Genomic DNA, 13,522 nt, shown 5'->3' with positions numbered 1-13,522 from the left:
GGCGAGCTTGGGAGATCCCAGGTGAACTCCCGCGCGGTCAAAGGATATTGGAATAGTCAGCCTCGATCCGGTCCAGGCTCAAATGGTTGAGAAAGTTGGAAAAGCACATCCAGGCCGCCAGTGCGTTCATGTCGCGGAACTGCTCGGGCAGGTACTTGGGCGGCACGACCAGGCCTTCGTCGACCAGTTGGCGCAAGGTGCGCATATCTTCGAGCGTGGTCTTGCCGCAGAACAACAACGGCACCTGTTCCAGCTTGCCCTTGCGCACGGCCAACTGGATGTAGTTGTAGACCATGATAAAGCCCTTGAGGTAGGACAAATCCTTGGTAAACGGCAGGCCGGTCGGCACCGAGCCACGGAACACACGGCTGGCGTTGCCGTAGCTTTCAGCCATTTCAAAGCCTTGCTCGCGGAAGAACTCGAACACCTGCAGGAAGTCGGCGCCCTCCTCCACCATATGGATGGCGCGGGTGCGGTTGGTCAGTTTGCGCAGCCGGCTGGGGTATGAGGCAAACGTGATGATTTCCATCAGGATCGCCAGGCCTTCCTGAGTCACGGTGGACGAGGGCGGCCCCTTGGACAGGAACGTGCAGATCGGCTGGTTCTGGCCATTGAGGGTGGTGCCCACATGCACCAGGCCTTCGTGCACTTCCAGGGCGCGCACGTCACGGTCGTTGAACATCGCGTCGGCGCGGATCTTGATGTAGTCGGCGCCCGCGGCTGCGTCGGCGACGATGCCATCGGATTCGAACACACGGATGGTCTCCTCGGCCTCGCCGAACACCTTGTTCAAGCGTGTTTGCAGCAAGGCGACGGCATCCTTGGCGGTGAGGGTCTTGGCTTCGTCCTTGAGGTCGCCACGGCCGTCGATATTGTTCAGATAGTCCGAGAGCATCAGGCCCAGGTCCGCCAGCGTCGGGTCGCCGGCGTGGAAGGCGTCGGAAGCGGCGCCGTAGAGTTCCTGGGAGATCAGGCCGAAGTCCTCGGTGCCACGGGCTTCGAGCATCCGCACGACCATGCGGTATTCCCGGCACATGCGGCGCATGATCTGCCCTACCGGGCTGAACTGGCCGAGACGCCGGGTAATGTCGCGCTCGATGTTCTGGAACTCCAGCTTTACCGCGCTCGAATCGAACGACAACGGCCGGTTCAGGTAGTAATCGCGATCCACGGCGGGCATGGCCTTGCCCTTGGCCTTGAGAAAGCCCTGGCGAATGTTTTCGTCCCACTTCACGGCGTCGAGGACGCGGATCGGCGTTTGCGCCAGCACAATGCGATCGGACAAGCTGCGTATCGTCTGCTGGTAATCGTCCACCCGGTGCTTCCTCTTTGAACGTGGCCTTTCTGGTATCAGACTGAAGCCAACACCAAGTGCATGTAACGCTTGAGTATCTCCAGCATTTCGTCACCGGTCAGCGGCTCTGCGCTGCCCAACAGGCCCTGATATTCCATCCGACTGATAATCGCCGTCAACACCTTGGCATCCTGCTGCGGCTCGCGCGAGCCCAATACCTGGAAAAACTGCCCGGTGCCTTGCAACAGAATCTGTTGGTGGGAGCGCACCAGTTCGGCAAGGCGCGGATTCAACAAGGCTTCCTGGCGAAAGGCCTGCTCGGCCATCAGGTATTCGCGACGGTTGGTCAGTTGGCGCTGCACATAGTCGGCGGTCAGCCGCGCAATGTCATCGGCCAGCTGCGAGCGCGACGCCGGGCTGCCATCACCATAGGCGACCATCTCGCGCAGCAGGCCTTCGTTGCGCACCCACAGTTTGCCCATGAACGCGGCGCTGCGTTCGACGTATTGGGCGAAGGTGTCGGTGAGCAGGTCATCGATGTCTTTGAAGTAGTAGGTGGTGGCCGACAACGGCACGCCGGCCTCCGCCGCCACGGCCCGGTGACGTACCGCACGTACCCCGTCGCGTACCACGATGCGCATGGCCGCATCGAGAATGTCTTGCCGGCGTTGTTCGCTGCCCCGGCGGCTGGCCTTGCGGCCCTGGTACTGGACGCTATCGGCCACAGAGGCAGCAACGGAAGAAGGGGAATAAAGTTGCAAGCTTCAAGCTCCAAGCGACAAGTTAAGGCGGACACGGAAAGCTTGCAGCTTGCGGCTTGACGCTTGCGCCCTTGAGTCAAAAAAAAGCCGCCTTACTAGGAAGGCGGCTGCTTTTTATGCTTGTGGCCGCATGTGCGGGAACAAGATCACATCGCGAATCGACGGCGAGTTGGTGAGCAGCATCACCAGGCGGTCGATGCCGATACCTTCACCGGCGGTGGGCGGCATGCCGTATTCCAGGGCCCGTACGAAGTCGGCATCATAGTGCATGGCTTCATCATCGCCGGCGTCCTTGTCGGCCACCTGCGCCATGAAGCGCTCGGCCTGATCTTCCGCGTCGTTAAGCTCGGAATAGGCGTTGGCGATTTCACGGCCGCCAATGAACAGCTCGAAACGGTCGGTAACGTTCGGGTTGTCGTCGTTACGACGCGCCAGCGGCGACACTTCGAACGGGTACTGGGTAATGAAGTGCGGCTGTTCCAGCTTGTGCTCGACCAGCTCTTCGAAAATCATCACCTGCAGTTTGCCCAGGCCTTCGAAGCCCAGCACCTTGGCGCCGGCTTTTTTGGCGATGGCGCGGGCCTTGTCGATGTCGTTCAGATCGTCAGCGGTCAACTCAGGGTTGTACTTGAGGATCGAGTCGAACACCGACAGGCGCACGAACGGCTCGCCGAAGTGGAACACCTTGTCGCCGTATGGCACGTCGGTGCTGCCCAGCACCAGCTGCGCCAGTTCGCGGAACAGTTCTTCGGTCAGGTCCATGTTGTCTTCGTAGTCGGCGTAGGCCTGGTAGAACTCCAACATGGTGAATTCAGGGTTGTGCCGGGTCGAGACGCCTTCGTTACGGAAGTTGCGGTTGATCTCGAACACCTTCTCGAAACCGCCGACCACCAGGCGCTTGAGGTACAGCTCCGGCGCGATCCGCAGGAACATTGGCAGGTCCAGCGCATTGTGGTGGGTTTCGAACGGCTTGGCCGCAGCGCCACCCGGGATGGTTTGCAGCATCGGCGTTTCCACTTCGAGGAAATCACGCTGGGCCAGGAAGCTGCGGATGTGGGCGATGACCTGCGAACGCACGCGGAAGGTCTGGCGCACGTCTTCGTTGACGATCAGGTCAACATAGCGTTGGCGGTAGCGCTGCTCGGTGTCGGTGAGGCCGTGGTGCTTGTCCGGCAGCGGGCGCAGGGACTTGGTCAGCAGACGCACGCTGGTCATCTCGACGTACAGGTCACCCTTGCCGGAACGGGCCAGGGTGCCTTCGGCTGCGATGATGTCGCCCATGTCCCAGGTTTTCACCGAAGCCAGGGTTTCTTCGCAAAGGGTCTTGCGGTTGACGTAGACCTGGATGCGCCCGGTCATGTCCTGGATCACCATGAACGAGCCACGGTTGAGCATGATGCGACCCGCCACCTTGACCGGGATCGCCGCTTCTGCCAGCTCTTCCTTGGTCTTGTCCGCGTACTGTTTCTGCAGGGCATCGCAGTAATTGTCGCGGCGGAAGTCGTTGGGGAAGGCGTTACCCTTGGCGCGCTCGGCAGCAAGCTTTTCCTTGCGCAGGGCGATCAGGGAGTTTTCTTCCTGTTGCAGGGCTTGCGGGTCGAGTTGTTGGTCGCTCATGTCTTAAATTTTCCATCAAGGTTCGTTGCCCCCAGGCCTGCGGCCTGGGGATCGCAGGGCAAGGACTAGACGTCCCCCCCGCTCCCACAGAGGGTGTTACAGGCCGGACTTCAGGCTGGCTTCCAGGTATTCGTCGATATCACCGTCGAGCACCTTGTCGCAGTCGCTGCGTTCGATGTTAGTGCGCAAATCCTTGATCCGCGACGCATCGAGCACGTAAGAACGGATCTGGTGGCCCCAGCCGATGTCCGACTTGGTGTCTTCCAGCGCCTGGGACGCGGCGTTGCGCTTCTGCATTTCCTGCTCGTACAACTTGGCCCGCAACATTTTCATGGCGGTGTCCTTGTTGGCGTGCTGGGAGCGCTCGTTCTGGCAGCTGACCACGGTGTTGGTCGGTACGTGGGTGATACGTACGGCCGAGTCGGTGGTGTTTACGTGCTGGCCACCGGCGCCGGAGGAGCGGTAAGTGTCGATGCGCAGGTCGGCCGGGTTGATCTCGATTTCCACCTTGTCGTCGATCTCCGGGGAGACGAACACCGCCGAGAAGGAAGTATGGCGACGGTTGCCGGAGTCGAACGGGCTCTTGCGCACCAGACGGTGTACGCCGATCTCGGTACGCAACCAGCCAAAGGCGTATTCGCCCTTGATGTGCACGGTCGCGCCCTTGATACCGGCGACTTCACCGGCGGACAGCTCCATGATGGTCGCGTCGAAACCGCGCTTGTCGGCCCAGCGCAGGTACATGCGCAGCAGGATATTGGCCCAGTCCTGGGCCTCGGTGCCACCGGAACCGGCCTGGATATCCAGGTAGGCATTGTTCGGGTCCATTTCATGGCTGAACATGCGGCGGAATTCAAGCTTGGCGAGGTTTTCCTCGAGACGGGCCAGCTCGGCGACAACATCGCCCACTGCGCCTTCGTCATCTTCTTCGACGGCCATGTCCAGCAGGTCACGGCAATCGGCCAGGCCGGTGTTCAGTTCGTCAAGGGTGTCGACGATCTGCGCCAGCGCAGCGCGCTCGCGCCCCAGTTCCTGGGCGTACTCGGGTTTGTTCCAGACACTCGGATCTTCAAGCTCGCGATTGACTTCGGTCAGACGCTCATGCTTTTGATCGTAGTCAAAGATACCCCCGAATAGTTTCGGAGCGCTCGGACAGGTCCTTGATGGTGTTAAGGATCGGGTTGATTTCCATGGCGGGCAGCACTCGTTGGCGAACTTTTGAAAGCCGGCGAGTATAACGGCAAACGCCTGGAAACGGCAGTCCACCCGGCCGAAAAGGCAGAGGTTTGTACACAATCCCAAGACCGACGAAGAGCCAAATGTGGGAGGGGGCTTGCCCCCGATGGCAGTCTGTCTGCCAATGAAGTTGTGACTGACACACCGCTATCGGGGGCAAGCCCCCCTCCCACATTTGGCTTTGCGCCGGCCTTGAATTATTCGATACCCACCTGATTACGCCCATTATGCTTGGCCATATACAGTCCCTTGTCCGCCGCCATGATCAACTGCCGACAATCGGTGCCCTGTACGGGTGTCAACGTCGACAACCCAATGCTGATGGTCAGGCTCGACCCTTCCGCCGGCGCGATATGCGGGATTTTCAGGGCGGCCACCGCCATGCGCAGTTTTTCCGCCACCAGCCGCGCACCGCCCGGCGAGGTGTTGGGCAGCACCAGCGCGAACTCTTCGCCGCCATAGCGTGCCGGCAGGTCCGAGGGACGGCTGCTGGCTTCGCGGATGGTGTTGGCGACTTTGCGCAAGGCTTCGTCACCCTCGACGTGGCCAAAGCTGTCGTTGTAGGTCTTGAAGAAGTCCACATCGATCATCAGCAAGGAGAGCTGGGTCTGGTCGCGCATGGCACGGCGCCATTCCAGTTCCAGGTATTCGTCGAAGTGACGGCGATTGGACAGCCCGGTCAGGCCATCGGAGTTCATCAGCCGTTGCAGCACCAGGTTGGTGTCCAGCAACTGTTGCTGGCTGACCCGCAGCGCACGGTAAGCCGCGTCGCGCTGCAACAGGGTCATGTAGGAGCGCGAGTGATAGCGAATGCGCGCCACCAGTTCGATATTGTCCGGCAGCTTGACCAGGTAATCGTTGGCCCCGGCGGCAAAGGCGGCGCTCTTGATCAGCGGGTCTTCCTTGGTGGAAAGCACGATGATCGGGATATTCGCCGTGGCCGGGTGGTTGCGGTATTCGCGCACCAGGGTCAGGCCGTCGAGGCCGGGCATGACCAGGTCCTGCAGGATCACGGTCGGCTTGATGCGAATCGCCTGGGCGATCGCCTGGTGCGGGTCGGCGCAAAAGTGGAAATCGATGTTTTCTTCATGGGCCAGGCCGCGCCGCACGGCTTCGCCGATCATGGCCTGGTCGTCGACCAGCAGCACCATGGCGGCGTTTTCGTCGGTCTTGAAGTCGTCGAGCTGTAAATCATTCATGAGCAGTCACCTGAATTACTGCCTGCAAACCAGCACGGCCGGAGATGTTCGATCATGCAAAGACCTCCAGCAATCGCGGCGCAATTCTATCCAGTGGGCGAATTTCAACAGCGGCGTCAATCGCCGCCGCCGCTTTGGGCATCCCATACACCGCCGAACTCAACTGGTCCTGGGCGATGGTCAAATATCCTTGTTCGCGCATCAACTTGAGGCCCTGGGCCCCGTCGCGCCCCATGCCGGTCAGCAGTACGCCGACGGCGTCACCGATCCAATAGCTGGCGACACTTTCGAAAAACACGTCGATGGACGGCCGGTAAATCTCGTTCACCGGCTCTGCGGTATAGGCTAGCGTGCCATTTTTCAACAAGCGAATATGGTGGTTGGTGCCGGCCAGCAAGACCACGCCGCTCTGCGGTGGCTCACCCTCTCGCGCCAGGCGCACCGGCAGGCCGGACGCACTGCTCAACCACTCGGCCATGCCGGCGGCGAACACCTGGTCCACATGCTGGACCAGCACGATGGCGGCGGGAAAGTCACGCGGCAAAGCCTTGAGCAGCACTTCCAGGGCCGCCGGGCCACCCGCCGACGAACCAATGGCCACCAGGCGTTGCCGCTTGCCGGTACTGCGCTGCGGTGCGGTCTCAGCGCGCACGCGGGGGCCACGCTGGCCGATCAGCCAGCCAATGTTGAGGATCTTGCGCAACAACGGCGCTGCCGCATCCCTGGGGTTGCCCACGCCGAGCGCCGGAGTGTCCACCACATCCAGGGCGCCGTGGCCCATGGCTTCGAACACCCGGCTCATATTGGCCTGGCGATCGACAGTCACCAGCAGAATCGCGCAGGGCGTCTCGGCCATGATCTGCCGCGTGGCCTCCACGCCGTCCATTACCGGCATGATCAAGTCCATCAGGATCAGGTCCGGCACCCGTTCGGCACAGCGCTGCACCGCTTCCAGGCCATTACTGGCCACCCATACCACCTCGTGCGCGGGTTCCAGGCTCAAGGCCCGCCGCAACGCCTCGACGGCCAGGGGCATGTCATTGACGATCGCAATCCTCATACCCGGGCGCCCCCGATCAGTTCAACCACGGCGTCGAGCAAGGCGTCGTCGTGGAAGCTGGCTTTGGCCAGATAATAGTCGGCGCCGGCGTCGAGGCCTCGGCGTCGGTCTTCTTCCCGATCTTTGTAGGAAACCACCATCACCGGCAACGATTGCAGGCGACTGTCACGGCGCAAGAGTGTGACCAATTCAATACCGTCCATGCGAGGCATATCAATATCAGTGATAAGCAGGTCGAAATCCTCGGAACGCAAGGCGTTCCAGCCATCCATGCCATCGACCGCAACGGCCACTTCATAACCGCGATTGAGTAATAACTTGCGTTGCAGCTCACGCACGGTCAGCGAGTCGTCCACCACCAGCACCCGCTTGCGCGGTGCTTCGGTGGCCTGCCGGGTGCGCCGGGCGATACGTTCCAGACGGCCGGTGTTGAGCAACTTGTCCACCGAACGCAGCATGTCTTCCACGTCGACGATCAGCACCACCGAGCCATCGTCGAGCAAGGCGCCGGCGGAAATATCCTGGACCTTGCCCAGGCGATCATCCAGCGGCAACACCACCAGGGTGCGCTCACCGATAAAGCGCTCCACGGCGATGCCATACACGGCATCGCGCTCGCGGATTACCACCACTTTCAAGGTATCCGAAGGGGTTTGCCCCGGTGGTCGCTGCAACAGCTGGCTGGCGGCCACCAGGCCGACATGTCGGCCCTCGTGCCAGAAATGCTGGCGCCCTTCCAGTTGCACAATGTCCTCGGGCGCCAGGTCGCACATGCGTTCGATGTGCGCCAGCGGGAAGGCGTAGGCCTCTTCACCGACCTCCACCACCAGGCTGCGCACCACCGACAAGGTCAACGGCACCTCCAGATGAAAGCGACTGCCCTGCCCCGCCGTCTGCTCCAGCACCACGGCGCCGCGCAGTTGACGCACCATATGCTGCACGGCATCCAGGCCGACGCCGCGACCGGACACTTCGGTCACCTTGTCGCGCAGGCTGAACCCCGGCAGGAACAGGAACGTGAGCAGTTCTTCCTCGCTCAGGCGCAACGCGGTTTCCACGGGCGACAGGTGCCGGTCGACAATGGTGCCGCGCAAGCGCTCAAGGTCGACGCCGTTACCGTCATCGCTCAACTCCAGCACCAGCAGCCCGGCTTGATGCGACGCGCGCAGGCGAATCAAGCCTTCCGCCGGCTTGCCCGCCAGCAGCCGCTGCTCGGGCATTTCGATGCCGTGGTCGACGGCATTGCGTAATAAATGCGTGAGTGGGGCCTCGAGCTTTTCCAGCACATCGCGGTCGACCTGAGTCTTTTCGCCCTCGATCTCCAGGCGCACTTGCTTGCCCAGGCTGCGGCCGAGGTCACGCACCATGCGCACCTGCCCGGCCAGCACATCGGCAAACGGGCGCATGCGACAGGCCAACGCGGTGTCGTAAAGCACCTGGGCCCGCTGGCCGGCCTGCCAGCCATACTCGTCCAGTTCGGCGTGCTTCTGCGCCAGCAGCGCCTGGGCTTCACTCAACAAGCGTCGGGTATCGGCCAACGCTTCGTGGGCCTCAAGGTTCAAATCGACGACCTTGAGGTGGCCCTCCAGGGTATCCAAGGCGCGCAGGCTGTTGCTTTGCAGGCGCTTGAGGCGCTGCAGGCTGGCCAGGTAAGGCTTGAGTCGCTGGGTTTCCACCAACGATTTGCTGGACAGGTCCAACAGGCTGTTCAAGCGCTCCGCCGTGACCCGCAGTACGCGCTCACCGCCTTCGGTCATGCGCTTGCCCTGGCGCGGCGGCTCGCTGATGACGGCGGGCGCAGGCTCAGGTTCGGGCGGCAGCGCTTCGATCACCGGCATGGGAGCGGGTTCCGGTTTCGGCGCGACCAAGGCGGTGGGGTGCGACGGGTCCAGCAAGCGCTCCATCAGCGCCACATAGGCCTGGATATCCGCCGTCCCGACGTCATTGCCCGGGGTGGCAATGCGCATCAGCAAATCCGTACCCTGCAGCAACGCGTCGATATGTTCGGGCTGCAGGTACAAGCGCGCTTCCTGGGCGCTGACCAGGCAGTCCTCCATGACATGGGCCACGCTGACGCCAGCATCCACCCCGACAATCCGCGCCGCGCCCTTGAGCGAGTGCGCAGCGCGCATGCAGGCCTCAAGCTGGTCGGCCTGGGTCGGGTTGCGCTCCAGGGCCAGCAGGCCTGCACTGAGCACCTGGGTCTGCGCATCGGCTTCCAGACTGAACAGTTCCAACAGCGAGGCATCGCGCATCTGGTCGGGGGTCATGCGAAGCTCCGGGTCACGGCGGACAACAGTTGAGCCTCGTCCAGCCAGCGCAGGCTGCGGCCTTTCCACTGCAATACGCCCTGGGTGAAACGCGCGCTGGCCTGGGTACCGGAGGCCGACGCGGCGCTCAAGGTGCGCTCATCGATGGCATGGATGCCATCCACTTCGTCCACCGGCACAACCACCGGGCCATCCTGCGCGGCTATGATCAGCATGCGCGGCATGATGCGCCCGCCGGTGGCGCCGGTATTGGCGCTGTCCAGGCCAAGCAGTTCCACCAGCGACAGGCAAGCCACCAATGCGCCGCGTACGTTGGCCACGCCCAGCAATGCGCGGGAGCGCTGGTGCGGCAAGGAGTGGATCGGTTGCAAGGGCGCGACTTCCACCAGGCAACGGGTAGCGATGCCAAGCCACTCTTCGCCGAGGCGGAACATCAGCAAGGAGCGGGTGGCCACCGGGTTATCGAGCTCGCCAGCGGCTTGCGCGGGACGCTCGTCCTGCGCCAGGGCATAGCGGTCGAGCAGGCGCGTGGCCGCGGCCGAATACACCGAGCAGTTACGGCAATGGATGTGGTCCGCCAGCAAGGGGCAGGATTTGTCGCCATGAATGCCGATGCGGTTCCAGCAGTCGTCGATGGCTTGGGTTTCGGCCAGGGTCAGGTCCAGGCCTGCGGTGTCCAGCGCGTCAGGGCTACTCATCGTTTGGACTCACTGTCAGCTCGCTCGCTACGCGCGGCGCGCGCCTGCAAACGACGCGCCCCCGCACTGTCGCCCTGGGCCTCCAGCAACGCGGCCAGGTGCATCAAGGCCTGCGGATGCTGCGGCTCAAGGTATAAGGCTTTACGGTAATACCCTTGGGCTTGCGGGGCATTGCCGGCCACATCGCTGAGCAAGCCCAGCCAGTAGAACACCTGGGCGGCCGGCGGATGACTGCCCAGATAGCGCTCGCAGGCAGCCCGGGCCTCGGCACTTTTGCCCTCATTGGCCAAGGTGGCGATCTGGTTGAGCAACTCGCCGGCCTCCGTGTGCGGTGCCTTGACCGGCGCCGTCCGGGCGCTGACCGTACTGAACGGGCGCGGCTTGAGCGCAACAGGTGCCGCACTGCGCGGCGGCGTGGGCGCCGGCACCGGTACAAACACCGGGACCGGGGCGGCCGACGCCACATGCCGACTGAACGCAAAGGATTGCGGCACGCCAATCGAACGCATGCCATGGCGTCCCAGCAGGCTGCCTTCGGCCGGGCCGATAAACAGTACGCCGTCGACGTGGGTCAGTTCCTTGAGCACATCGAAGACTTGCTTCTGGGTGGGCTGATCGAAATAGATCAGCAGGTTGCGACAGAACACAAAATCGTAGCTGGGCTCGTTGGCCAACAGTGCCGGGTCGAGCAGGTTGCCGACGTGCAGGCGCACTTGCTCGCGCACCCGGTCGGCGATGCGGTAGGCACCGCCGTCTTCAGTGAAATGCCGGTCGCGAAATTCAAGATCGGCGCCGCGAAAGGAGTTCTTGCCGTACACACCGCGGCGGGCACGCTCCACGGACAGCGGGCTGACGTCCATCCCTTGCACTTTGAATTGGTGGGGCGCCAGGCCGGCGTCGAGCAGGGCCATGGCAATCGAATAGGGTTCTTCGCCGGTGGAACAGGGCAGGCTGAGAATGCGCAAGGCGCGCATCTGGTTGATCTCGGCCAGGCGTGCATGGGCCAGGCGGGCCAAGGTCGCAAAGGACTCGGGGTAGCGGAAAAACCAGGTTTCGGGAACGATCACCGCTTCGATCAGTGCCTGCTGCTCATCATGGGAGCTGTGCAGAAGCTGCCAGTACGCGTCCGCGGTCTGCGCCTGGGACACCTGGCAACGCTGGCGCACCGCACGCTCGATGATCGCTTCGCCCACCGAAGCGACGTCCAGGCCGATGCGTTCTTTCAGAAAGGCCGAGAAGCGCGGATCACTGCTCATAGGCTCAACTCGCTGGAAAACAGCAACGCACGCACGTCATCGGTCAACAGCTCGGCTACGCCGATCCATTGCATCAAGCCCAGCGCATCTTCGCGCACCGGCCCCAGGTAGGGCGCCTGGCGGTTATCCAGGCCATAGGGCTGGAACTCGGCGGGGTCGCAACGCAGGGTGTCGGTGGCCTGCTCCAGGATCAGGCCCAGCCACCGCGCCTGGCTCCAGGGTTGTGGCTGATAATTGACCAGCACCAGCCGCGTGCTGGTACGGGCATGGGCCACGGTACCGAAGGTCAGTGCGCTCAGGTCGATCACCGGCACCAGCGCGCCGCGATGGGCAAAGATGCCCGCCACCCACACAGGTGCCTGGGCGATGGGCTTGAGCGGCAGGCGCGGCAGCACCTCGACCACTTCAGTCGCCTTGAGGGCAAAGCGCTCACTGCCGATGTGGAACACCAGGAACAACGCCTTTTTCACTGCCGCGACGGCGCCGCGTTTAGCCGCGAAATCGCTCATCAGACTTTGAAACGCGACACGCCGCTGCGCAGACCCACCGCGACCTGGCTCAGTTCATCGATGGCAAAGCTGGCCTGGCGCAGGGACTCGACGGTCTGGCTGCTGGCATCCCCCAGTTGCACCAACGCGTGGTTGATCTGCTCGGCGCCGGTGGCCTGGGCCTGCATGCCTTCGTTGACCATCAACACCCGCGGCGCGAGGGCCTGCACCTGGTGGATGATTTGCGACAGTTGCTCGCCCACTTGCTGCACCTCGAACATGCCGCGGCGCACTTCTTCGGAAAACTTGTCCATGCCCATCACGCCCGCCGACACGGCCGACTGGATCTCGCGCACCATCTGCTCGATGTCGTACGTCGCGACGGCGGTCTGGTCGGCCAGGCGGCGGACTTCGGTGGCGACCACGGCAAAACCGCGCCCGTACTCACCGGCTTTCTCGGCCTCGATGGCGGCGTTGAGGGACAGCAGGTTGGTCTGGTCAGCCACTTTGACGATGGTCACCACCACCTGATTGATGTTGCCGGCCTTTTCATTGAGGATCGCCAGCTTGGCGTTGACCAAGTCGGCGGCGCCCATCACCGAATGCATGGTTTCTTCCATGCGTGCCAGGCCTTGTTGACCGGAACCGGCGGCGACCGAAGCCTGGTCGGCGGCGGTCGACACTTCGGTCATGGTGCGCACCAGGTCCTTGGAGGTCGCGGCGATTTCACGCGATGTGGCGCCGATTTCAGTGGTGGTGGCGGCGGTTTCGGTGGCCGTGGCCTGTTGCTGCTTGGAGGTGGCGGCAATCTCGGTCACCGAGGTGGTGACCTGCACCGACGAACGCTGCGCCTGGGAGACCAGCGCGGTCAGTTCGGTCATCATATCGTTGAAGCCGGTTTCGACCATATTGAATTCGTCATTGCGCTCCAGGTTCAGGCGCTTGCTCAGGTCGCCCGTGCGCATGGTTTCGAGGATATCGACGATGCGTTTCATCGGCGCCATGATTGCGCGCATCAACAGCAGACCACACAGCGCGGCGGCCAGCACCGCCAGCAGCAGCGAGACGCCCATGCTGATCTTCGCGGCCTCGACGGCATCATCGATGGCGGCGGTGGCCTCGTCGGCAACTTGTTTGTTCTGCTGGATGATGTCATTGAGCTTCGCGCGGCCTGCGACCCAGGCGGGCGTCAGTTGCTCGTTGAACAGCCTGAGGGCCTCCACGGCGTTGTTGCTCTGCTGCGCCTGGAGCACTTGGGCGAGGATCTGGTTGTAGCGCTGGTGGATTTTTTCGAAGGCGTCGAAATCGCTGCGATCCTGGGTGAAGTTGATCGTCTGGGCGTAGTCGGCCATGTATTTCTCAAGGCGTGCCTCGAAAGACTTGTAGTCCTGCTTGTCCTCCTCGGAAATGCCCTGGTTTTTGTGGATGCCCACCAATTCCTGGGTTTGCAGGTAGCTGTCGACCCAGGCGCTGCGAATCATCGAGCTGAAAAACACGCCAGGCACCGCGTCATCGCGCACGGAGCTCTCACTGGTTTCGATTTTCAACAGGCGCGAATACGAGAGCACGACCATCAGCAGCATGATCGCGATAATTACCGCAAAGCTCGCCAAAATCCGTTGGCGCAGGGTCCAGTTCTTCAC

The 13,522-nt window shown here is 62.6% G+C and carries 11 protein-coding genes; all 11 read right to left on the bottom strand.

What is annotated here, in order from left to right:
* Window positions 1–37: 37 nt before the first annotated feature.
* The gene (locus PspCFBP13528_RS06135; protein WP_057723241.1) at window positions 38–1,315 is read right to left on the bottom strand and encodes a flavohemoglobin expression-modulating QEGLA motif protein; all 1,278 of its coding nucleotides are present in this window, start codon (window positions 1,313–1,315) and stop codon (window positions 38–40) included.
* 35 nt (window positions 1,316–1,350) lie between these two features.
* A complete protein-coding gene (locus tag PspCFBP13528_RS06130; RefSeq protein ID WP_065951903.1) occupies window positions 1,351–2,055 on the bottom strand; it encodes a TetR family transcriptional regulator in 705 nt (234 codons plus the stop codon).
* A 114-nt stretch (window positions 2,056–2,169) separates the two neighbouring features.
* On the bottom strand, window positions 2,170–3,672 hold the full coding sequence (gene lysS / locus PspCFBP13528_RS06125; RefSeq protein WP_065951902.1) for a lysine--tRNA ligase: 1,503 nt from the start codon (window positions 3,670–3,672) through the stop codon (window positions 2,170–2,172).
* Between the two features lie 96 nt (window positions 3,673–3,768).
* A protein-coding gene (prfB, locus tag PspCFBP13528_RS06120) for a peptide chain release factor 2 (protein WP_100226016.1) occupies window positions 3,769–4,864 on the bottom strand; the annotation gives its coding sequence in 2 pieces (ribosomal slippage) (window positions 3,769–4,791 and window positions 4,793–4,864; 1,095 coding nt in all).
* Window positions 4,865–5,105: 241 nt separating this feature from the next.
* Window positions 5,106–6,107, bottom strand: a complete 1,002-nt coding sequence (locus PspCFBP13528_RS06115) for a PleD family two-component system response regulator (RefSeq protein WP_065891946.1) — start codon at window positions 6,105–6,107, stop codon at window positions 5,106–5,108.
* 52 nt (window positions 6,108–6,159) lie between these two features.
* A complete protein-coding gene (locus tag PspCFBP13528_RS06110; protein WP_065951901.1) occupies window positions 6,160–7,167 on the bottom strand; it encodes a chemotaxis response regulator protein-glutamate methylesterase in 1,008 nt (335 codons plus the stop codon).
* Window positions 7,164–9,437, bottom strand: a complete 2,274-nt coding sequence (locus PspCFBP13528_RS06105) for a hybrid sensor histidine kinase/response regulator (protein WP_137199812.1) — start codon at window positions 9,435–9,437, stop codon at window positions 7,164–7,166. Before PspCFBP13528_RS06105 ends, PspCFBP13528_RS06110 begins: the two co-directional genes overlap by 4 nt.
* Entirely contained in the window at window positions 9,434–10,135 is a 702-nt protein-coding gene (locus PspCFBP13528_RS06100; RefSeq protein WP_065951899.1) for a chemotaxis protein CheW, read from the bottom strand. The genes PspCFBP13528_RS06105 and PspCFBP13528_RS06100 overlap by 4 nt, the downstream gene beginning before the upstream one ends.
* A complete protein-coding gene (locus tag PspCFBP13528_RS06095) occupies window positions 10,132–11,391 on the bottom strand; it encodes a protein-glutamate O-methyltransferase CheR (protein WP_101219383.1) in 1,260 nt (419 codons plus the stop codon). Before PspCFBP13528_RS06095 ends, PspCFBP13528_RS06100 begins: the two co-directional genes overlap by 4 nt.
* Complete coding sequence (locus tag PspCFBP13528_RS06090; RefSeq protein ID WP_065951897.1) at window positions 11,388–11,900, bottom strand: chemotaxis protein CheW; 513 nt, start codon at window positions 11,898–11,900, stop codon at window positions 11,388–11,390. Before PspCFBP13528_RS06090 ends, PspCFBP13528_RS06095 begins: the two co-directional genes overlap by 4 nt.
* On the bottom strand, window positions 11,900–13,522 hold the full coding sequence (locus PspCFBP13528_RS06085) for a methyl-accepting chemotaxis protein (RefSeq protein ID WP_065951896.1): 1,623 nt from the start codon (window positions 13,520–13,522) through the stop codon (window positions 11,900–11,902). The genes PspCFBP13528_RS06090 and PspCFBP13528_RS06085 overlap by 1 nt, the downstream gene beginning before the upstream one ends.

The organism is Pseudomonas sp. CFBP13528, from assembly GCF_005233615.1.
GTDB lineage: Bacteria > Pseudomonadota > Gammaproteobacteria > Pseudomonadales > Pseudomonadaceae > Aquipseudomonas > Aquipseudomonas fluorescens_AM.
This window is presented reverse-complemented; position numbering and strand designations above follow the sequence as displayed.

What these genes read in the sequence shown, in the direction of transcription:
- lysS (WP_065951902.1), bottom strand. Translation starts at nt 3,672, where the DNA reads ATGAGCGACCAACAACTCGACCCGCAAGCCCTGCAACAGGAAGAAAAC.
- PspCFBP13528_RS06115 (WP_065891946.1), bottom strand. Translation starts at nt 6,107, where the DNA reads ATGAATGATTTACAGCTCGACGACTTCAAGACCGACGAAAACGCCGCC.
- PspCFBP13528_RS06110 (WP_065951901.1), bottom strand. Translation starts at nt 7,167, where the DNA reads ATGAGGATTGCGATCGTCAATGACATGCCCCTGGCCGTCGAGGCGTTG.
- PspCFBP13528_RS06105 (WP_137199812.1), bottom strand. Translation starts at nt 9,437, where the DNA reads ATGACCCCCGACCAGATGCGCGATGCCTCGCTGTTGGAACTGTTCAGT.
- PspCFBP13528_RS06100 (WP_065951899.1), bottom strand. Translation starts at nt 10,135, where the DNA reads ATGAGTAGCCCTGACGCGCTGGACACCGCAGGCCTGGACCTGACCCTG.
- PspCFBP13528_RS06095 (WP_101219383.1), bottom strand. Translation starts at nt 11,391, where the DNA reads ATGAGCAGTGATCCGCGCTTCTCGGCCTTTCTGAAAGAACGCATCGGC.
- PspCFBP13528_RS06090 (WP_065951897.1), bottom strand. Translation starts at nt 11,900, where the DNA reads ATGAGCGATTTCGCGGCTAAACGCGGCGCCGTCGCGGCAGTGAAAAAG.